15 protein-coding genes and 1 tRNA gene are annotated in these 20,567 nt (G+C 70.9%); 2 read left to right on the forward strand and 14 right to left on the reverse strand.

Annotated elements, in window-relative coordinates:
- Positions 1-8: 8 nt before the first annotated feature.
- From QN141_03270 to glmU, 10 genes are all read right to left on the reverse strand, one after another.
- Positions 9-1,904 (reverse strand): BamA/TamA family outer membrane protein, encoded by a 1,896-nt coding sequence (locus QN141_03270; protein MDR7557486.1) that lies wholly within the window; start codon positions 1,902-1,904, stop codon positions 9-11.
- Positions 1,905-1,944: 40 nt separating this feature from the next.
- Positions 1,945-2,643, reverse strand: coding sequence for a hypothetical protein (locus QN141_03275; GenBank protein MDR7557487.1), 699 nt, complete (start codon positions 2,641-2,643; stop codon positions 1,945-1,947).
- A 38-nt stretch (positions 2,644-2,681) separates the two neighbouring features.
- Positions 2,682-3,305, reverse strand: a complete 624-nt coding sequence (locus tag QN141_03280; GenBank protein MDR7557488.1) for a sigma-70 family RNA polymerase sigma factor — start codon at positions 3,303-3,305, stop codon at positions 2,682-2,684.
- A gap of 82 nt (positions 3,306-3,387) precedes the next feature.
- Positions 3,388-7,800 (reverse strand): translocation/assembly module TamB domain-containing protein, encoded by a 4,413-nt coding sequence (locus QN141_03285; protein MDR7557489.1) that lies wholly within the window; start codon positions 7,798-7,800, stop codon positions 3,388-3,390.
- Between the two features lie 100 nt (positions 7,801-7,900).
- Positions 7,901-9,709, reverse strand: a complete 1,809-nt coding sequence (locus QN141_03290; protein MDR7557490.1) for a hypothetical protein — start codon at positions 9,707-9,709, stop codon at positions 7,901-7,903.
- A 135-nt stretch (positions 9,710-9,844) separates the two neighbouring features.
- Positions 9,845-10,150 carry an acetyl-CoA carboxylase biotin carboxyl carrier protein subunit gene (locus QN141_03295; protein ID MDR7557491.1) on the reverse strand — a complete coding sequence of 102 codons (306 nt, stop codon included), beginning with the start codon at positions 10,148-10,150 and terminating at the stop codon, positions 9,845-9,847.
- A gap of 47 nt (positions 10,151-10,197) precedes the next feature.
- Positions 10,198-11,343, reverse strand: coding sequence for a UDP-N-acetylglucosamine 2-epimerase (non-hydrolyzing) (wecB, locus tag QN141_03300; protein ID MDR7557492.1), 1,146 nt, complete (start codon positions 11,341-11,343; stop codon positions 10,198-10,200).
- A 6-nt stretch (positions 11,344-11,349) separates the two neighbouring features.
- On the reverse strand, positions 11,350-12,468 hold the full coding sequence (locus tag QN141_03305) for an MraY family glycosyltransferase (protein ID MDR7557493.1): 1,119 nt from the start codon (positions 12,466-12,468) through the stop codon (positions 11,350-11,352).
- Positions 12,469-12,512: 44 nt separating this feature from the next.
- Entirely contained in the window at positions 12,513-13,514 is a 1,002-nt protein-coding gene (locus tag QN141_03310) for a ribose-phosphate pyrophosphokinase (GenBank protein MDR7557494.1), read from the reverse strand.
- On the reverse strand, positions 13,489-14,850 hold the full coding sequence (glmU, locus tag QN141_03315; GenBank protein ID MDR7557495.1) for a bifunctional UDP-N-acetylglucosamine diphosphorylase/glucosamine-1-phosphate N-acetyltransferase GlmU: 1,362 nt from the start codon (positions 14,848-14,850) through the stop codon (positions 13,489-13,491). Before glmU ends, QN141_03310 begins: the two co-directional genes overlap by 26 nt.
- A 125-nt stretch (positions 14,851-14,975) precedes the next feature.
- On the opposite strand from glmU, the gene QN141_03320 reads away from it, so the two are divergent.
- Complete coding sequence (locus tag QN141_03320; protein ID MDR7557496.1) at positions 14,976-16,556, forward strand: D-aminoacylase; 1,581 nt, start codon at positions 14,976-14,978, stop codon at positions 16,554-16,556.
- Between the two features lie 4 nt (positions 16,557-16,560).
- The gene (locus QN141_03325) at positions 16,561-17,199 is read left to right on the forward strand and encodes a hypothetical protein (GenBank protein ID MDR7557497.1); all 639 of its coding nucleotides are present in this window, start codon (positions 16,561-16,563) and stop codon (positions 17,197-17,199) included.
- Between the two features lie 75 nt (positions 17,200-17,274).
- Here the strand turns inward: QN141_03325 and QN141_03330 are convergent.
- From QN141_03330 to QN141_03345, 4 genes are all read right to left on the reverse strand, one after another.
- A tRNA-Gln gene (locus QN141_03330) sits at positions 17,275-17,349 on the reverse strand.
- A gap of 172 nt (positions 17,350-17,521) precedes the next feature.
- On the reverse strand, positions 17,522-18,304 hold the full coding sequence (locus tag QN141_03335) for a RidA family protein (GenBank protein MDR7557498.1): 783 nt from the start codon (positions 18,302-18,304) through the stop codon (positions 17,522-17,524).
- Between the two features lie 92 nt (positions 18,305-18,396).
- Entirely contained in the window at positions 18,397-19,302 is a 906-nt protein-coding gene (gene lipA, locus QN141_03340) for a lipoyl synthase (protein ID MDR7557499.1), read from the reverse strand.
- A 3-nt stretch (positions 19,303-19,305) separates the two neighbouring features.
- On the reverse strand, positions 19,306-20,565 hold the full coding sequence (locus QN141_03345) for a dihydrolipoamide acetyltransferase family protein (protein MDR7557500.1): 1,260 nt from the start codon (positions 20,563-20,565) through the stop codon (positions 19,306-19,308).
- Positions 20,566-20,567 lie beyond the last annotated feature (2 nt).

The following is a 20,567-nucleotide window of genomic DNA, read 5'->3' on the forward strand; positions in this document are numbered from 1 at the left end:
GCGGACCGCTAGAAGGGCGCCCCCAGCGAGACCCAGGTCTGCCGCCCTTCCGGGCCGAAGGCCAGGTCGATGCGGATGGGCCCGACGGGCGTGCTGATCGCCACCCCGAACCCGTACCCGGTCTTCGGGCTGGCGAAGGAGAGCGGCGCGTTCCCGGCATCGACAAAGAGGATGCCCTGCAGGTCGCCCAGGGGACGGAAGATGGTTCCCAGCGAAAAGCGGTACTCCAGCGTGGCGACGACGATGCTGTCGCCGCGAAACCGTCCGGCGCGGTAGGCCCGTACCGTACTGGGGCCGCCGAGGATGAACTGATCCTGATAGGGGAGCGTGCCGGATCCGACACCGACGAAGAGCCGGGCGACAAACGTCGACTCCCGCCAGGCCGGGAAGAACTGCTGGTACTCGGCGGTGTACTTGGTGAAGCCGAAGTCGCTGCCCAGGGACGTCAGGGCGAACTCCGTCCCCAGTTGGGCGCGATAGCCGCGGGTGGGCTTGAGACGGTCGTTCCGTGCGTCGCGCGTCGCGGTGAAGGCGAGGCTCACCACCCGCCCCTCGCTCTGGGCCAGGAACGTGGGCGCCACGGTGCAGGTCACCAGGTCGGCGGGGTCGCAGGTGGCGTCCCGGGGCAGGGGGGTGATGTCCGTGAGTTCGCTCTTGAAGCGCAGCGCCCCGGTGGTCAGCGCGTCGAGCGGCCGCGTCGCCGTGACCGCTGACCCGGAACGCATCAGATCGAAGCGGGAGAAGAGGCCTCCCGCGTCGTCGAACTCGTAGTTCACCGCGGAACGGCTGAAGAGGCTGAGCGTCAGCACGGTGCCCAGGCGGTCGAGGTAGGGCTCGGTGAAGGTGAGCTCGTAGTTCGTGCGCGTCTGCTCCACCTGAATCGTCCGCTCCAGGGTCGCGGCGAAGGTCTGTCCCAGTCCGCGCCAGTTCCGATCCCGGTACTCGACGAAGCCGAGGACCCCCTCCGTGGTGCTGTAGCCAACGCCGCCCCCGATCTGCGCCGTGCGCGCCTCGACGACCTCGATGATGATCACCGCGGTGTCGGGCTCCGTGCCCGGCTCCGGCCGCGCCCGGATCGACTCGAACAGCCCGGTGTCGAAGAGCCGTTGCAGGTCGCGGTTCAGGGCCGTGGCGTTGAAGACGCGCCCCTTCTCCGTCTCCCGGACGAAGCGCAGCGCCGTGGCCGGACGCGTCCGGCGCACGCCGGAGAAGCGGACCTCCTCGATCGTGCCCTCCGTGATGCGCAGCCGCAGCCGGGCCTGGTCCGGCGCACCTTCCAGCGGGACGGTCGCCGTGTCGGCCACCCGCGCCAGGACATAGCCCCGGTCTTCGTAGAGCTTCTGCACGGCGCGTGTGCCCTCGCGCAGCCGCACGATGTTCAGGACCTCCCCCGTGGGGATGTTCAGCGTCCGCCGGATCTCGTCTACCGGCATGACCGTGGCCCCCTCGATCACCACCTCGGCGACGACGGGATTCTCGGTCACGACGAAGATCACCCGGACCCCCTCGGGCTCGGACATCGTTCTGACGGTGACGTCGGCGAAGAATCCCAGGACGTTGATGGCCCGGATGTCCTCGCGCAGCGCCTCCTCGGAGAGCAGCTCGCCGACTTTCGTGCGGGTGACCGCCGCCAGAATCTGATCGGCGGGGATCCGGTGGTTCCCCCTGACCTCCAGGGCGACGACCCGCTGTCGCGCGGGCGGCGCTGGCTGGGCGGGCGGCGCCGGCGGGCCCGCCGGCCCTGGTGGCGCGGAAGGCGGCTGGCCCGGAGGCGCGGGCGGGGTCGTCGGAGGCTGCTGGGCCGGGGGCGGTGGTGTCTGCGCCCGGACCGCATATCCCGACAGGACAGCGGGGAGCAGGAAGAGCAGGATGACCGCAAGGGCGGACTGGCGGCGAGCAGGCATCAACCGGCTGAACCTCCTGGGCTCCGTCGACCGCGGCGTCTCAGCGGCGCATCGGGTCGCCGCGCAGGGCGCGCTCGGCGGCGAGGACGAGATCGATGAGGTCGTCGGATGACAGGATCATGCCCGCAGGCGATGTCGTCGCCGCAGGGACCGTCGCCGGGGCTGCGGTCGGCGCCGGTGACGGCGCGGCTGCGTCAGCGGACGGAGCGGTGGCCGCGGGCGGCACCGCTGGAGGCGAGGGCCTCCCCGATGCCGGGACGGGGGTCCCCGGAGCAGGCCTGCGAGGGGCGGAAGCCGGAGGCGGAACGACGGTCCGCGCCGCGGAAAGCACACGGGGCCTGGTCGGCCGCAGATCCGGCGCCGTCCCCACGGCCGGCGCCGTCTTCACCGGGACAGCGATCGGCCGCAGCAGGTCTCCCGACAACGACAACCGCAGGATGGGCGGCCCCGTCTCGACGGCCCCCGGCGCCGGAGCGACGGCGGTCCGGGCCAGACCCAGCACGAGGGCCGCCGCCAGCGAAAGTCCCAGCACCGGCAGGACGCCCACCGTCGGCCGCGCCGGGCGTGGGGGGAGTCCGGCCATCTCTATGGCGTGCCGGACTTCGGCGTCAGCCAGGACCAGCGTCAGGACTCCGCGCTTCAGGTGCCCGCCGGCGACCTGACCCTTCGCCCGCCGCAGCCACTGCTCGGCGTATCCGATGCGCGAGACGACCTCCTGCCCCGTCCGCTGACCGTTCATCGGTACCCTCCCGACTCAGACGCCTTCCCCCGCGACCATTAGTATCCGCGCGCCTGCCCCAGATGATGCGGACCGTCGCCCACCAGGCCCCGGAGCCGGACCAGCGCCTGCTTGTGGAGTCGGTAGAAGTGCGACAGGCTGATGCGCAACTCTTCCGCGACCCGACGGGGCTCCCGGGCTTCCACATACGTCGCGTTGAGGATGGTGCGTTCCCGCGCCGGCAGGGTGGACAGGACCGCCCGCATGCGTTCCGCCGCCGCAGCATCCTCCACCGCCAGCAGGGCGGCTTCGGCGGAGGGATCGGGGAGCCCGGCGTTCAGCGCCGTCTGCCGGGACACATCCTGGCCGCGCCGCAGCGCGTTGAGCACGCGCCCGCGGATGCGGTAGGTGGCGAAAGTCGAGAACCGGACGCCCCGCCGGGGATCGAAGCGCTCCACGGCCTCGATCAGCCCGATGGTGCCCTCCTGGATCATGTCCATGACCACCGGCTCGGGCGGTCGGAGACGCATCACCACTTTGAAGACCAGCGGCTGGTAGGCCTCGATCAGGCGCAGGCGGCTGTCGCCGTCGCCCAGGTGCCGGTAGCGGTACCAGAGGTCACGTTCCTCCGCGGTGTCGAGCAGATCGATCTTCTGGAGTTCGGCGAGGTAGTCGGCAAGCACGAATCCCTCCGGATGCGCCGCGGGTATTCAGAACCGCCTCGCTGCCCATTCCCCCTTCGCGGACCGAACTCCTCTTCCGAAGTCAATAGCGGTAGGTGAGCCGGTAGAGGAACTCCAGCGCGCCGAGGTTGTCCACCGAGAGGGTGAACATGGTGATCGGCGTGAGGCGCCATTCCAGGCCCCAGATGTAGCGCCGCTGGTCGGTGAACTCGGTGGTCAGGGTAACGTAGAGATCCCGGATGAGCAGTCGTCCCACGCGCAGTGTGAGGGGGCGCGCCGTGGCGTATTCGATGGTGAACTCGTCCAGGCCCAGGGCGCGGGCCACGGCGCGGCCGACGGAGCCGAAGAGGGCGGCGCTGAGCTCCGCCCGCAGCACGGTCTCCAACGACTCGCCGGCCAGCAACCGGGTGACGCCGACCTGACGGGCCAGCGCGGCCACGATCTCCGCCCGGTCCAGAGGCGGCTCTGAGCTCAGGGCCAGCGTCAGATTGTCGGGCGTGCCGGTGACGTGCAGGTAGATGATCACGGGCACGACCTCGGGTCGGGTCGACTGCGCACCCGGCCGGATGACGGTGGCCCGGGTCTCGGCCCGGGCATCGATGGTCGGTATCACCCCCTGGAACTCGGTGAAGGTGGCGCGGCCTTCGGTCAGGGTGAAGTTGTGGTTGAAGGCCACGAAGGTTCCACGGTCGGCCGTCACCTCTCCGGCCAGCCGCGGCGCCCGCCAGGTCCCCCCGGCACGGACGGCGCCGTGGGCCGGCAGCCGAAGCGATCCCACGTTCACCCACAGGGCGTCGCCGGCGACGAGCTCGACGTTGAGCCGGGAATCGATGCCCGACCGGCCGTTCCGGTCGGGGGTCCTGGCGGCGAACGAGCCGACATAAAGGTCGCCGCGGGAGAGGGTGGCGGTGCCGGCGATCTCCGGCTGCGCCGCCGTCCCTCCGATCCGCAGCCCCGCATCCACCAACCCGGCGTACAGCTGCGGGATCTCCAGGCGGACTCCCGACGCCCTCAGGTCCAGGGCCAAGCGGTCCAGGCGGAAGTTGCGGATCCCGGCTGAACCCGTCAGGGAGACTTCTCCACCGCCCATCCGGGCGGTGACGCCGCCGGTGTGGAGGGTGTCCTCACTCAGACGAACCTCCCCGGTGACCTGCTCCAGCGCGGGGGCGACGCCCCGCAGTTTCAGCGTCCCGCCGCTGGTGGCCACCGTCCCCCGCATCTGCGGTCGGGCCACGGTCCCCGTGATGTCCACCTCCCCGGTGAGCGGTCCCGAGGCCTCCTCCACCCGGTCCGTGAGCAGGCCGACGGCTCCCAGGTCGGAGTCCACCAGGTCCAGATGCAGCGCCATGGTGCGGCTCTCGTCAAAACGGAACCGCGCGGGGTTGAAGGGGACCGTTCCCGTGAGCCGGACCTTGTGGCGGTCCTCCTGCAGCAGCGCGTTCTCGATGTGCAGCTGGCCGCCGCGGTAGAACGCCTGCAGGATCAGGCGGTCGAATCGGGCCGCGCCAACCGCGCCCTCCTGCGCGCTGAAGGACAACCCCACGACCGGGTCGTTCAGCGTCCCGCTGAGCTGCACCGTCGCGTCCATCGTCCCGCCCAGCGGGCGGCGGACATTGAGCAGGGGGCGCAGGAGGTCCAGGTCCAGACCCGTCCCACCGACCTCGACCTCGCTCTCGCCCCGCAGGTCGATGCGCCCCGCCCCGACGAGTTCTCCCCGTTCGGGCCTCACACGCAGATCCTGCAGGGTGACGATACCGTCGGCCAGTTCGGCCCGGAGGACGGCTTCGGAGATCGGCTGGTCTCCCAGCTGCGCGTCCGAGACGGTGACGTCCAGCAAGGCGCGGGGCCGGGTCAGGGTCCCCGAGGTCCGGAGCCGCCCGCTGACGGTGCCCTGGACGGCCACCGGCGACCGGATGCGCCCCAGCCCGAGCAGCGTGGACAGACGGGCCTGGCGCGCCGCGACGTCGAGATCGAAGGAAGCATCGGCACGCAGCGGGACGGTCCCCGACAGTGTGAACGCCCCGTCGTCCTGCCGCAGCGTGAGCGGGGCGAGGGTCAGCCTCCCCTGCTGGTAGCGGATGAGGCCTTCGGCGGCGGGGAACCGCTGCCCGTTGAGCGCGAGGTCCCGGCTCGCCACCGTGGCGCTGACCGCGGGAGAGCGGAGGGTGCCGGAGAGCGTTCCGCTGAGATCGAGGTGTCCGGCCGCCGCCACAGCGTCCGAGGTGATGGCCGCGATGTCGGTCACATCCAGATCCCGGGCGGCGAAGGTCAGGTCGATCCGGCCGTTCCGCGCCACGCGGCCCCGGGCTCCGATCGTCGAGGCGTTCGTCCGGAAATGAAGGGCCTCCAGGTCGAGCGCGGTGCCCGTCCAGCGGAAGGCGGCTTCGGCGCGATCGATGCGTTGCCCCGCGACCTGCCCACCGAGGAGCGTCGCCGTCCCTTCGATCTTCGGATTCCGGAGTGGTCCCGCAAGACGCAGGCTGCCCTGCACCGTCCCGGCGGCCCGGAGGGGTAGCCGGGCGATCTCGACCACGCGGGCCGCAGGCCAGCCTGCAGCGTCCAGGGTCAGATCCATCCTCCCCGGCGGCGCCCAGCGCAGTCCGCCCCGGGCCGTCACGTGGGCCTTCCCTTCGGTGAGGACCAGCCCGGTCGTGCTCAGATCCGTCCGGGTGACCTGGAACGGACCGCGCACTTCATCGAAGGTCAGCGGGCCCAGCGAGCCTCCCCGCGCGCGGAGGACGCCGTCGGCGACGGGGGAGCGCAGCGATCCCCGGATCTGCGCCCGCACATCGGCGATCCCTGTCACCGGGTGCGGCGCCGTGAGCCGGTCTCCAACCCTTCGCAGGTTGATGTCGGTCCCCGAAACCGCAAGGTCGAGGGAACCGGACCGCCCGGCCGTGCCGAAGAGATGCAGGCGACTCCTCCCCTGACGCGCTTCAAAACGGTCGATCTCGATCCGGCCGCGATCGTACCCGATCAGCGCCTCGATCCCGTCGAAGGACTCGCCGAAGAGTCGGCCGGCCCCGGCCGTGACGCGGCTCTGGATCACCATCGACCCGGCGTCGCCGGCCGCAGCGACCATTCCGCTGACGCGACCGGCCGGCGCGGGACCGAGGGGCCCGCCCGCCGCGACCAAGGCGCCCAGCTCGACGGAGCGTGCGCTGCCCAACAGGAAGAATCGCCTCGAGTCCAGGTCCAGCCGGAGATGCCCCTGCAGCCGCCCGCCGGCTGCCGCAGCAGTGGCGTGATCGAACACCACCACGCCGCCGTAGTAGGTGAGCCGGCCGGATGCGTCGCGGATCGGGTGCCCGTTGATGCTTCCCGAAGCCTCCCTGACCTCGCCCTCCACCCGGGGAGAGTCCAGCGGGCCGACGACACGGACCTCGCCCCCGGCCCGGCCGGCGATCCGCACCCCGGCCCGCGGGAACAGCAGGGACTGCAGGGTGCGCAGGTCCAGCGCCCGAGATCGCAGCGCCAGATCTACCGCCACCCCTCCGACAGAGGTCACGGTGCCGCGGACGGACAGCGGCGAGCCGCCCACGGTCATCGTCATCCCCTCGGTCGCGACGCCCAGGTTGTCCACGGCGAGCCGGCCGTCGATGGCCGAGAGGACCGTCCTGCGGGGAAGGAGCACGGCCCTGCCGTCCCGCACCTGGATGACGCCGCGGTAGTCCAGGGCCCGCGCGCGGCGCCAGGGTGACACGAGCAGGTGCAGGGTGCCGTCGAACGTCCCCCCGCCCCAGACCAGCCAGGGCAGCGGCACGAGATACGGGCCCCAGTGGTCGATGGAGGCTCCGCCGGTCGTGAGGTCGAGGGCGAGGGTCCTTCCCCCGGTGGCAACCGTTCCGGCGGCGTGGAGGGTCGCCGGCGTCCGCCCGTCGGTGTTCACCGCATCGAGGACGAAGCCGAGGGAGGGGAGGCGGCTGAAATCCAGGGCGCCGGTGACGCGGTCGAAGTGCGCGGAGAAGGGGGACGACGGAGCCGCGGAGGGCGCCGGGAGGCGGCGCGCATCCGAGAAGACGACGGACCCCTCGCGAAACACCACCTCGCCGCGGAACGCGATCTGGGCAGGAACGACGCCTCTGCGGCGGGCGAGATCCTCGACGTTCCACCGTCCGCGGGCATCACGGGAGATCGCCAGCAGGGGACGCTCCAGCACCACGGAGGTGATGCCGGCACTCACCCCACGGCGCAGCGCCAGGTCCCGCAGCAGGCGGGGAACATCGAAGGTCACGGTGATGCGCGCTGCGGCGAAGATCGGCCCGCCCGGCCGCCCCGGGGGACCGGCGACCCGGACGCCGGAGAACACCAGCCCGCGAACCGGGTCTCCCGAGATCGCCTCCACCTCGACGTCGCGACCCAGGGCCCGGCTGGCCTCCTCGACGACGCGGGTCCGCACCCAGTCCAGGGGGGCGGCAAAGGCCGTCCGGCCCCTGGCAGCGAGGAGCGGCGCAAGGAGGGCGACGATGACGACGATGATCGAAGCTCTGCGCATCGGTGCGGGGAACACGCTCACCCTGCCCCGCCGACCGCAGCGGCGTCTCAGGGGTGAGGCCCCCCTGCTCTCCTCATTCCCACGGGCAGGCCGGGACCGCTCAGCGAACGAGGATCGGGACCTGCACCTCCCCCTGGATCACCCAGTCCGTGCGCACGACACGGCCGGCGAAGACGTCGAACTTGACGAACTCGGTGCCGTCCGACGGCAACCCGAAGGGCACCAGCTGGATGAGGATGTCCGTATTCTTGCCGAAGTCCTCGAACAACCTGATCGCGTCGTCCAGATTGTCCACCGGGCTGGGCTGCGGCTCCTCCAGCAGGAACTGGGTCACTCGTTCCTCCAGCGGGAACTCCGTCGGGATCCGCGGGCCGGCCGATCCGACCACCAGCACCGCCGGGCCGCGCGGGAAGTTCTGCGGAATCTGCACGTCGATGACCCGCGAGGTCACGGCATCCTCCTGGAAGGGTCGGAGGTTCAGGCGGACGCGCAGGGACTGCCCCGGCGCCACCTCCCGGTGTTCCACCTGCGCCTCGAGCAGCGCCGCGGTGTGGCGTCTCGACGTCAGGCCGATCTCGATGCTGACGTCGATGGGGTCGACCTGCACGAAATCGTTGTAGAGGAGGAAGTTCAGGGCCTGGGGCAGCTCCAGGATCGAGGCCAGCGCGATGTCCCGGCTGTTGTAGACGAGGTTCTTGCGCGTGAGCACGCGGGGCAGCCCCTTGCCGCGCAGGCTGGTGGTGACCGTGGCCGTGCCGCCGCCCAGCAGGGCGTCGCGGGAGCGGTCGATGGCGGTGAGCGCCATCGCCGTGGCGAAAATCTTCGCCAGATCCGGCCGGCGGACCACCTGGGTGCCCTTCTCCACGCGCCGGCCGGTGTCCTGATCGATCACCGTGACCCGGACGGCGAAGAGCCGCGGCATCTGGCCCAGGATCCCGCGAATGCCGGGACCCCGATCCTGATCGATCTTCCCGATCATCTGTCCCAGGTTGCCCTCCTTGAAGGGCCGTTCCAACGTGCGCACCACCGTGATGATCTCGGAGGCGGTCAGCACGTACTCCACTTCGCCCAGGTTGTCCCAGGGATGCCCGCAGATGAGCAGCCGGTCGCCGACGCGCAGCGTCACGGTGCAGATGCCACCGAAGTTGAGGTCCCCCTGGGCCTGCAGGATCCCCACCGAGCTGCCACCGGTGATCGGTCCGGGCCGGAAGTCCGTGGGGTCGCCGGTCTCCTGATAGAAAGGAAGGATCGGCTGCTGGATCCCGAGCGCCCGCTGCAGGATCCGCCGGGCGCGCGGAGAGAGGCCGGACGCCGTGGCGTCGAAGGCGGCCGGGACGAAGGCGGTCACCCCGGGCAGCGCCGCCTCGATGGCCCGCGCCTGGGCCGGGCTCTCCGCGATCACGAGGCGCTCTACCCGGGCCGCTCCCGACGTCAGCGGGCGCTCGGCGACGTAGGTGCGCGGCCACACAGCCCGCGGCGAGCCCGCAGGCAGCGCGAGGAGCGGCAGCATCTCCTCGATAGGCGTGGCCAGGGCCAGGTCACGCTTCTCGGGCTGGAACAGGTAGCCGGCGCTCAGCGCGCCCATCAACTTTCCGTTGATGTACAGCGGGCTGCCGCTCATGCCCGCGGCGGTCCCTCCGGAGCGGTCCGCCACGGGACCGAAGATCCGGAACAGCACGAGGTGCTTCACCGGAATGACGCCGCCCCCGCCGCGCAGCGTGCCGACGACCTCGAAGTCGAACTGCTCGATCTGCTGGCCTTTGATCACCGTCCGGCCGATCCCGCGCATCCCCGGTCTGACCTCGGAGACCGCCATGATCGGCGGCAGCCCGGCGCCGGGCTGCGCCCAGGAGCGTCCGGGCACCACCAGCGCCGCGAGCATCACGAGAACTGCTACCAACCGCACCACGACCCTGCCTCCCCTCACACCAGTCTGAGTGACATTCGCGTCCCGGCGGGCCAAATCCCCCGCCGGGAGGCGCCCCGGCAAGAAAAGGAAAAGACGCCGGGGCGCCTCCCGGCGTCCATGCCGTGCCGCCGCAATTCAACGTGGTTCGATGCGGACCACGACATCCCCCTGTCTGACACGCTGGCCCGGGCGGACCAGGACCTCGCGCACCGTCCCGTTCCGGGGTGCCCGCGCGGCCACCGCCTTGGTCCCGGTCAGCACCGTCCGCACGTAGACCAGCGGCTGGCCGTCCTCGACGCGCGCGCCGACCTCCACCAGGTCGTCGGCGAGCACCGTGCCGGCCAATGTGCTCTTCACGTCCAGCCAGCCGGACTGCGGCCCCGCCGCCGCCGTCACGGCGATCACCGCCACCGCCCCCAGGGCCAGAACCGCTCGGTTCATCATCGGAATTATACCCCTTGTCGCCGCAGCCTCGGGCCGCCTGCCGGCTAGCCCGCGAACTCCTCCGGAGGCGTGGAGGTGCGTCCGAAGTAGTAACGCAGGGCGTGGACGATCCGTTCCGCCGCCCGCCCGTCGCCGTAGGGGTTGTGGGCGCGGGCCATGGCCTCATAGGCCGCGGGGTCGCCCAGCAGCCGGCTGGCCTCCTCCACGATCCGCCGCCGATCGGTCCCCACCAGCCGCAGCGTTCCGGCGGCGACACCTTCGGGGCGCTCCGTCACCCGGCGAAGGACCAGAGCCGGACGCCCCAGCGCCGTGGCCTCCTCCTGGATCCCCCCGGAATCGGTCAGGATGAGATAGGCCTGCTGCATCAACCGGACCCAGGGGCCGTAGTCGGGGGGCTCGATGAGATGCGCCCGAGGGTGCCCGTGCAGCACCTGTCCCACGACCCGCCGCACCGCGGGATTCCGGTGCACCGAGAAGACGAGTTCGACCTCGGGATGACGGTCGAGGATCTCCACCAGCGCCAGGTAGATCTCCCGGAGGGGCTCCCCCCAGTTCTCGCGGCGGTGCGTGGTGACCAGCACGAGACGCCGGCCCCGCAGCTCGGGCAGGCCCGGGGGGAGGGGGATGTCGGGTCGATCCTTGACCAGGTGCAGCGCGTCGATCACCGTATTCCCCGTGACCACCACCGCCTGCGGGGGAACCCCTTCCCGCAGCAGGTTGGTCCGGGCCGTCGGGGTCGCCGCGAAGTGCAGGTCGGTCAGCACCGTCGTCATCCGCCGGTTCATCTCTTCGGGGAAGGGCTGATACTTGTCGGCGGTGCGCAGCCCGGCCTCGATGTGGCCGATGGGAATCCGGTGGTAAAAGGCGGCGAGGGCCCCGACAAAGGTCGTGTGGGCGTCCCCCTGCACCAGGACCATCGCCGGACGCCTCTCACCCAGGACGCGATACAGCCCGCGCAGCGCCCGGGTGGTGATGTCTACCAGGGACTGCTCCGGGAGCATGATGTTCAGGTCGTGGTCGGGGGTGATCCCGAACAGACGTGTCACCTGATCGAGCATCTCTCGGTGCTGGCCCGTGACCGTGACAATGGGCATGAACTCCTCGGCCTCCCGCAACCCGAGAACGACCGGAGCCATCTTCACGGCCTCAGGCCGCGTGCCGAAAACGGTCATGATGGGGATGGCCGCCATGGGGGGTCAGGGTAGCGGCTCGGTGAGTTCCTTCGTCCGCCGGCGCGCCCGCAGCAGGCCCAGATGCCGGGCCACGATGAGGAGCAGCAGGACGATCGCGCCCAGGAGAAGGAGTGAGGCGCTGCGGTTGATCCCGGCGACAGCCAGCCCGCCCAATCCGAGGACGGCGCTGCAGAGATAGAGCACGAGCACGGTCTGGCGCTGGGTCAGTCCGCGGTCCAGCAGGCGGTGGTGGAGGTGCCCGCGATCGGGGAGGAAGATCGAGACCCCGGTGCGGTAGCGCCGGATGATGGCATAGCCGGTGTCCAGGATCGGGATGGCCAGGGCCAGAACGGGCACGGCCAGACTGAGCGCCGTCACCGACTTGAACAACCCCTCTACCGCCGCCGCACCCAGGAGGTATCCGAGGAGCATCGATCCGCTGTCCCCCATGAAGATGCGTGCGGGGTGGAAGTTGTGCCGGAGGAATCCGACGCTGGCCCCGGCCACGGCGGCCACGACGGTCATCATCCCGGTATCGCCGCGGGCGGCGGCGGCGAGCAGCAGCGTGACCGCCGTGATCGCGGAGACCCCGGCGGCCAGCCCGTCCACCCCGTCGATCTCGTTCATGGCGATGGCCAGCGAACCCAGCCACAGGACGGTGAAGAGGTGGCCGACGACCCCCAGGGGGATGACCGTGCCGGTGAAGGGGTTGGTCAGAAAGGGCGTGGTCATGCCGAAAAAGACCGGGACCGACGCCGCGGCGTAGATCAGCGGGAACTTCACCCGTCCCGGGAGGGGACGGAGGTCGTCCACCGCCCCCAGTCCGGTCACGGCGACGGCGCCGAGCAGCAGCCCCATAAGCGGAGCAGACAGCGGCCGGTAGGGCACGGCCAGGATTACATAGCGCGGCTCGCGGACCAGGGTGACGGGTTGGTCGATGGGCAACCCGATCAGCAGGGCCAGGATGACGCCGGCAAAAATCGCCAGCCCGCCCATCCGCGGGATCGGCGCCGTATGGATGTGTCGGCCGCCGGGGAGGGCGACGGCCCCCAGCCGACGCCCGATCCACTGCATCTCCACGCTCAGGGCGTAGGTGACGAGCAGGGCGAGGAGACCGGCCAGGGCGTAGGCAGGAAGGCTCATGGTGTCACTCTAGGACGTACCCCGGGAGCGACGGCTCCACCCCGTCAGGCGCGCTCGAAGAGTTCGCTGACCGACGTGTCCAGGTGGATCCGCCGGATGGCCTCGGCCAGGAGGGGCGCCACCGAGAGGACCGTCACCTTGTCCATGAGCTTTTCCGGCGGAAGGGGAATGGTGTTGGTCACCACCACCTCGGCGATCCGGCTGTGCGCCAGGCGCTGCACGGCGGGACCGGAGAAGATGGCGTGGGTGGCGCAGGCGTAGACCGCCGCCACGCCGCGCCGCCACAGCGCCTGCGCGCCCATGGTCAGCGTGCCGGCCGTGTCGATGATGTCGTCCACGATAATCGCCGTCCGCCGGTACACCTTGCCGATGACATGGACGACCTCCTTCACGTCGTTGGGCCGATCCCGGCGTTTGTCGATGATGGCGATGGGCGCCCCCAGGTGTTTGGCGAACTCCCGCGCCCGCGGCACCCCGCCGACGTCGGGAGAGACCACGACGACGTTCTCCAGGTGCTTGGCGGCGAAGTAGTCGGCCAGGATCATCCGGCTCGGCAGGTGGTCCAGCGGGATATCGAAGAAGCCCCACAGCTGCCCGGCGTGCAGGTCCACGGCCAGAAGGCGGTGGCAGCCCGCCGCGGTGAGCAGGTTGGCCACCAGCTTGGCCGAGATCGGCTCCCGGGGACGCATCTTGCGGTCCTGGCGGGCGTAGCCGAAGTAGGGCAACACTGCGGTGATGCGGTCGGCGGAGGCGCGGCGCAGGGCGTCGACGATGACGAGCAGCTCCATGAGGTTCTCATTGACCGGCGGGCAGGTGGGCTGGATGACGAACACGTCCTCGCCGCGCACGCTCTCCTCGATCCGCACCCCCACCTCGCCGTCGGCGTAGCGAAAGATGCTCAGGTCGGCCAGCGGGACGCCCAGCGCCTCGGCAATCTCGCGGCTCAACTGGGGATTGCCGCTGCCGCTGAAGAGTTTCAGCCGCGCACCCGCGCTCCGCGGAGAGGGCGCCGGGCGGGGCTCAGCGGGCAGCGTCTGTCGAGACATACCTGATCACCCTGGCCGGGACGCCGACCGCCACGCCGCCCGGGGGAACGTCCCGGTTCACCACCGAGCCCGCGCCGGTCACCGCCCCGCGGCCCACGCGCACCGGCGCGATCAGCATGCTGTCGCTGCCGATGAAGGCCTCGTCCTCGATCACCGTCTGGTGCTTGCGGCGGCCGTCGTAGTTGCAGGTCACGGTGCCGGCGCCGATGTTCACCCGCGCGCCCAGGGTGGCGTCCCCGATATAACTCATGTGGTGGACCTTGGTGTAGTCGCCGATGGTCGAGTTCTTGATCTCGGCGTAGTTGCCGATCTCGACGAAGCGCCCGATCCGGCTGCCCGGGCGCAGGCGGCTGTAGGGACCGACCCGCGAGCCCTCGCCGATCTCACTGCCCACGACGGTGGAGGCCTCGATGACGACCCGGTCCCCGACCCGGCTGTCCTGCAGGCGCGCCTGCGGTCCGATGACGCAGGCCCGCCCGATGGTCGTCTTCCCCTCCAGGTAGGTCTGCGGGTGGATGACGGTGTCCGGCCCGACCACGACGCCTACATGGACGTAGGTCGTGGCCGGATCCACGATCGTCACCCCCTCGTCCATCAGGCGGTCCAGCACCCGCCGCCGCATCACGGCCTCCGCCGCCGCCAGGTCGCGGCGGGAGTTGACCCCCATCGCCTCCTCCGCCGGCGCCGGAAGGGCGCTCACCTTGCGGCCCGCCCCCAGCAGCCAGGCGACGGTGTCGGTGAGGTAGTACTCCCCCTGGGCGTTGTCCGGCCGGAGGTGCGTCAGCGCCTCGCGCAGCGCCTCGGGCTCGAACACATAGCTGCCGGCGTTGATCTCGCGGACCCCGGCGTCCCCGGCCGAGGCATCCGCCTCTTCCACGATGCGCGCCACGCTGCCGTCCGGGGCCCGCAGGACCCGGCCGTAGCCGGCGGGATCGGCCAGATGAGCGGTGAGGATGGTGGCCGCAGCGCCCGAACTCCGGTGCCGCTCCAGCAGTGCGGTGATGGTCGCCGACCGCAGCAGCGGGGTATCCCCGTACAGGATCAGGATCGGGCCGTCGCCGGCGTCGAGCAGGGGGACGGCCTGCATCACGGCGTGCCCCGTGCCCAGCGGCTCCCGCTGCTCCACGCACTCCCCCCGCGTTCCCACCACGGTGCGCACGCTGTCCGCGCCGTGGCCGATCACCACCACCGGACGGGACAGCCCCGCCCCCTCCAGCGCGTCCAGGACGTGACTCAGCAGCGGCTGGCCGCACAGCGTGTGGAGGACCTTGGGAAGGTCGGAGCGCATCCGCTTCCCCTGCCCTGCCGCCAGCACCACGGCGCGTGCTTGCCCCATTCTCCGCTCCGCGAGTCGTCCCGTCTGCACTTCCCTGGGTGGGAAAACGAATCCTTCCCCCCGAATCGTACCGCGGACATTGCCTGCCATCAAAACGCACCGCCCGGAGAAAGGACTGCCCGGCCATGTTCGATCTGATCATCCGCGACGCCCTCGTCTACGATGGGAGCGGCTCGCCGCCCTTTGTCGGGGACCTGGCCCTCCGAGGCGACCGCCTGGCCGCCGTCGGCCCGCACCTGGGCGGCCCCACGCACGCCGACCTCGATGCCCGCGGTCTGGCCGCCGCTCCCGGGTTCATCAACATGCTGAGCTGGGCCAATGCCTCCCTGCTGATCGACGGCCGGTCGCAGAGCGACCTCCGGCAGGGAGTGACGCTGGAGGTCCTGGGCGAAGGGGTGTCGATGGGACCGCTCACCGAGGCCATGGCGCGGGAGATGAGCGAGCGCCAGGGCGATCTCCGCTACGCGGTGACCTGGACGACGCTGGGCGGGTATCTCGACCACCTCGCCGCCCAAGGGGTGTCGTGCAACGTCGCCTCCTTCGTCGGGGCGACCACGGCCCGCATCTACGTCCTGGGTTACGAGAATCGTCCGCCCACGGCGGTCGAACTGGACCGGATGCGGGCGGTGGTGGACGAGGCGATGGCCGAGGGGGCCGTGGGCGTCTCCTCCGCCCTGATCTACCCGCCGGCCACCTACTCCGACACCGCCGAACTCATCGCGCTGGCGGCCTGCGCGGCGGAGGCCGGCGGGCTGTACATCTCCCACCTCCGGAACGAGGGAGCCCGCATCGACGAGGCGCTGGACGAGTTCTTCACCGTCCTCGACACCTCGGGCGCGCGGGGGGAGATCTACCACCTCAAAGTCTCGGGGCGAGCCCACTGGCATCGCATGGCCGGCGTGCTGGAACGCATCGAAGCCGAGCGCGCACAGGGCGTCGAGGTGACCGCCGACGTCTATCCCTACACCGCCTCCTCCACCGGCCTGGACACGGCCATCCCGCCCTGGGCGCACGAGGGGGGCGAGGCGGCGCTCCTGGCCCGCCTGCGGGATCCGACGATCCGACGTCGCCTGCGCCAGGAGATGGCGCTGTTCGCCGATCCCTCGGAGATCCTGGTCGTAGGGTTCAAGCAGGCACGGCTGAAACCCCTGACCGGCAGGACGCTGGCCGACGTCGCCGCAGAACGTCGGACGGGCTGGCAGGACGCGGTGATGGACCTGATCGTCGAGAACGACGGCGACGTGGGGGCCGTATTCTTCACGATGTCCGAGGACAACGTGAGGGCGGTGATGGCGCGCCCCTGGGTGAGCTTCTGCTCGGACGCCGGGTCGTACGCCGCCGAAGGCGTCTTCCTCTCCGTCGGCACCCACCCCCGTGCCTACGGCGCCTTCGCCCGCGTTCTGGGCAAATACGTCCGCGAGGAGCGGCTGCTCACCCTGGAAGAAGCCGTCCGCAGGCTGACGTCGCTGCCGGCCACGGTGCTCCGCCTGACCGACCGGGGCCGCCTGGCGCCCGGATACGTTGCCGATCTCGTGCTCTTTGATCCCGCCACGATCGCCGATCGCGCCACCTACGAACGGCCGCACCAGTACGCCACCGGGGTGCGTCACGTCTTTGTCAACGGTGTGCCGGTGATCCGCGACGGCGAGCACACCGGCGCCACGCCGGGACGGGTCGTCCGCGGACCGGGCTGGCGGGGGCGCTAGCGGCGTGCTGCTCGTCCCTCCCCGCCTTCCTCCGGAACGCGCCTTCCCCGCTCCCGGCACCCACCTCTGCGGGATGGCCTGGGACGGCGCGGCGTTGTGGCACTCCGATGCGGAGACCGAACGCATCTATTGCCTCGACCCGTCCAGCGGCCGCGTCACGCGAGAGATTCCCTGCCCGGCCGTGCGGACCGACCTGGCCCACGACGGCACGGACCTCTGGCAGATCGCCGGCCATCCGAAGCGGATTGTCGCGATCGATCCCCGGAGCGGCAGGGTCGTGCAGGAGGTGCCCCTCGGCGAAGCCAGCGAGAACGCCTCCGGCCTGCACGTCGAGCGGGATCGCTACTGGATCGGATGGCAGGAGGAGGCGATGATCGAGGAACGCGACCGCGCCTCCCACCGTGTCCTGGCCACGTACCCGGCCCTGCCGGCCATCGCCGGGCTGACGATGCGGGCCGGTGTGCTGTGGTTCACCGACTTCCAGGAGGCGTTGCTGGTTGCCGTCGAGCGCCCCTCCGGCCTGGAACTCGCCCGCTTTCAGCTGGAAGGCCGTCCCACCGGCCTGTGCTGGGACGGTTCCCGCTTCTGGTACAGCGATTACAGCGGCCGGCGGATCTGCGCTGTGCGGCTCATCGGCGACTGACCACAACTCTCCGCGGTCATGGCACCCCGGTCTTCCGGCGACCCCCCGAGAGCCGGCGCCTGCGCGAGATGAAGGTGGCTGCGGGGCCGGGCTTCGATCCCGGACTCCCAGCTCCAAAGGCTGGTGGCCTACCAGTTAGCCGACCCCGCAGTACTTCCGGAGGAACATTTTGATCGTACCACAGGTGCAGCGGCGCGCCGCATGCCCCCTCCAGCCGACCGCTCCCATGATCGCCGATGGTGTTCGGTAACCCCGACGGGCCGGCCCGGAACTGGGTCCGGGACGAGTTCACCCAGTCCCGCTGAGGCATGGTTCTCCGGGATCACAGCACCGCGATCGCCTCGATCTCCACCAGCGCGTCTCGCGGGAGCTTGGCCACCTGCACCGTGCTGCGGGCCGGCGGCAACTCCTTGAAGTAGCTGCCGTACTCTTCGTTCATCGGCCCGAAGTCGTTCATATCCTTGAGGAACACCGTGCACTTCATGACACGGTCCAGGGACGACCCGGCGGCCTCCAGGATGGCTTTGACGTTGTCCAGCGCCCGCCGGGTCTGGGTCTTGATGTCCTGTCCCACCATCTGCCCCGTCCGCGGATCGAGGGCGATCTGCCCGGAGACAAACACGAACCCGTTGGCCTTCACCGCCTGCGAGTACGGTCCGATGGCGTTGGGCGCACCCTCCGACTTCACGATCTCTCGCGGCACAATGACTCCCTCCCGGTGGTCCGAGTGACGCCTGGCGTCTTCGGCGGCGGCGGGCCGCGCCTCCTGCGTCACCAGCGCGGCGGCCACCTGGGCGTGCAGCGCCGCGATGCGGTGATGGTCGGCCTCCCCGAGGAGGCCGGACCGGCGGGCGAAGCGCAGGTAGTAGCCGAGTTCGGTGAGCGCGGCCTGCAGGCGGCGCCGGCTCGGGAGCCGCCCCCCGGCAGACTGCTCCGGCGACAGCCCGGCCCCGATCACCAGCGCCGCGTCGCGCATCCGCTGGGCCAGGGCCGGGTCGCTGTGGAGGAACTTCCAGGTGATCCGGAACACCTGATGCGCCAGGTCGTCGGCCGGCCGCCGCATCTCGCGATCTGGCCGAAAGGAGGAGAGGGCCACAGTCGACATTCTCCCGGTTCGTCCGGGGGCGTTCCGCCGGCCAAAGACAACTGGCGGCCGGCACGGGGTGAAGGGTGCAGCGGGGCGGGCGAGTGTCGGCCTCAGGTCGTGGCCGCGGCCCGGCCGATCCGGGCGCGGAAGGCGCGGACTTCGGCGGCCTGGATGTCGGCGCGGTACGAGGAGCGCACCAGAGGGCCGGATTCCACGTACCGGAATCCCTTCTCCAGTCCGATCTCGCGGAGCGCCGCGAACTCGCCCGGCGTGTAGTACCGGTCGATGGGATGGTGGTCAGGCCCCGGGCGCAGGTATTGGCCCAGGGTGAGGATGTCGCAGTCCACCGCCCGCAGGTCGTCCATCGTCTGCAGCAGTTCGTCCCAGGTCTCGCCCAGACCCACGATGATCCCGCTCTTGGTGAAGGCCGTGTACCCCCACTCCTTCGCCCGGCGCAACAGCGTGAGGGTCCGCCGGTAGTCGCCGCCGGGGCGCACGCGCCTGAAGACGCGCGGCACGGACTCGATGTTGTGGGCCAGGATCTCCGGTCCCGCCTCCAGCACCGTGCGCAGGGCGTCGGGGTCGCCTTTGAAGTCGGGGATCAGCACCTCGACGGTGCAGTCCGGGCTGGTTTCATGGATGCGCCGGATGAGGGCGGCGTAAACCGCGGCGCCGCCGTCGGAGAGATCGTCGCGGTTCACCGAGGTGATCACGGCGTGGCGCAGTCCCATGGCCCGCACCGCCGCGGCCACGCGCTCGGGCTCCTGGAGGTCGAGCTCCGTCGGCAGGCCGTGGACGATGGCGCAGTAGGCGCAGGAGCGCGTGCAGATGTTGCCCAGGATGAGAAAGGTGGCCGTCCGCCGGTGCCAGCACTCCCCGAGGTTGGGGCAGCGCGCCTCCTCGCAGACCGTGTGCAGGGTCTGCCGGCGCATGATCCCCAGGAGCTCGCGGTAGTTCTCCCCGGTGGGGAGCCGCGCTTTGAGCCACTCCGGGCGTCGGGCGACCTCGGTGCTCATCGCTCAGAAGTCGGTCAGCGTGGCGTCACCGCCGGCAAAGCCCTCCAGCTTGGCCTTGATCCGGTTGAGGAACTGCACGGCGACGGCCCCGTCGAAAACGCGGTGATCGAAGGACAGTCCCAGGTGCATGATATCACGGATGGCGATGGCGTCGTCCCGCACCACCGGCCGCTTCACCACGGCGTCGGTGGCGAGAATCGCGGCCTGCCCCGGGACGATGATCGGCATGGACCAGATCGAGCCGAAGACGCCCGGGTTGGTGATGGTGAAGGTGGCGCCCTGCACGTCTTCGAGCGTCAACGTCCCGTCCCGGGCCCGCCGGCTCAGCCGGTCGATGTCGCGGGCCACGCCGACCAGACTCTTCTGGTCGGCCTGCTTGATCACGGCCACGATCAGTCCGTCCTCCACCGCAATGCCCAGCCCGATGTTGATCGCCTTGCGGAGCAGGATCCCCTCCTCCGTCCACACCGCGTTGACGACGGGGAAGGCGCGCAGCGCCTCCACGGCGGCCCGGACGAAGAAGGCGGTGAGGGTGATGTTCACCCCCTCCCGCACGCGCCAGGCCTCCTTGTGCGCCTCGCGCCAGCGCACCAGGGAGGTGACGTCGGCTTCGACCACCCCGTAGGCATGGGGGATGTCGCGTTTGGACTGGGCCATGCGCTGGGCGATCGACCGGCGCAGCGGGGTCAGTTTCATCAATTGATCCCCGGTCGCCGCGGCAGGGGCAGCGGGGGGCGCCGCCAGCGCGGGCCCGGCGGGCGCGGGGGGCGGCGGGGGGCCGGGCGGCGTGGCGCGCCGCCCGAGATAGCGCAACACATCTTCCTTGGTCACCCGGCCGCCGGCGCCCGATCCCGGCAGCGCGGCCACCTCCTGCAGGGAAAGGCCGTGCTCTGCGGCCAGCCGGCGCACCACCGGAGAGAGTCTGACGCGCTCCCCGTCCGCGGCGACGGCGGTGTCGCGGCGCCCGGCGGCGGGTGGCAATGATGCCGCGGAGAGCGGGGGCGTCTCCCCCCCGGTCGCGGCCTCGGAGGTCTCCATCAGCGCGATCGGCGTGCCCGTGGCCACCGTCGTCCCCTCCGGCACCAGGATCTGGGTCAGGGTGCCGCCGAAGGGCGCCGGCATCTCGACGTTGACCTTGTCGGTGATGATCTCCACCAGGGGTTCAAACCGCTCCACCCGCTGGCCCGGCGCCTTCAGCCATTTGCCGATCGTGCCCTCGTAGGTGCTCTCTCCCAGTTGCGGCATCTTCACTTCCGTCGGCATAC

Source organism: Armatimonadota bacterium (assembly GCA_031459765.1).
In the GTDB taxonomy this organism is placed as follows: Bacteria; Sysuimicrobiota; Sysuimicrobiia; order Sysuimicrobiales; family Kaftiobacteriaceae; genus Kaftiobacterium; species Kaftiobacterium secundum.

Coding starts and splice junctions, on each gene's coding strand:
- QN141_03275 (MDR7557487.1), bottom strand. CDS start 2,643: ATGAACGGTCAGCGGACGGGGCAGGAGGTCGTCTCGCGCATCGGATAC.
- QN141_03320 (MDR7557496.1), top strand. CDS start 14,976: ATGTTCGATCTGATCATCCGCGACGCCCTCGTCTACGATGGGAGCGGC.
- QN141_03335 (MDR7557498.1), bottom strand. CDS start 18,304: ATGTCGACTGTGGCCCTCTCCTCCTTTCGGCCAGATCGCGAGATGCGG.
- wecB (MDR7557492.1), bottom strand. CDS start 11,343: ATGGCGGCCATCCCCATCATGACCGTTTTCGGCACGCGGCCTGAGGCC.
- QN141_03285 (MDR7557489.1), bottom strand. CDS start 7,800: ATGCGCAGAGCTTCGATCATCGTCGTCATCGTCGCCCTCCTTGCGCCG.
- lipA (MDR7557499.1), bottom strand. CDS start 19,302: ATGAGCACCGAGGTCGCCCGACGCCCGGAGTGGCTCAAAGCGCGGCTC.
- QN141_03305 (MDR7557493.1), bottom strand. CDS start 12,468: ATGAGCCTTCCTGCCTACGCCCTGGCCGGTCTCCTCGCCCTGCTCGTC.
- QN141_03270 (MDR7557486.1), bottom strand. CDS start 1,904: ATGCCTGCTCGCCGCCAGTCCGCCCTTGCGGTCATCCTGCTCTTCCTG.
- glmU (MDR7557495.1), bottom strand. CDS start 14,850: ATGGGGCAAGCACGCGCCGTGGTGCTGGCGGCAGGGCAGGGGAAGCGG.
- QN141_03345 (MDR7557500.1), bottom strand. CDS start 20,565: ATGCCGACGGAAGTGAAGATGCCGCAACTGGGAGAGAGCACCTACGAG.
- QN141_03295 (MDR7557491.1), bottom strand. CDS start 10,150: ATGAACCGAGCGGTTCTGGCCCTGGGGGCGGTGGCGGTGATCGCCGTG.
- QN141_03310 (MDR7557494.1), bottom strand. CDS start 13,514: ATGTCTCGACAGACGCTGCCCGCTGAGCCCCGCCCGGCGCCCTCTCCG.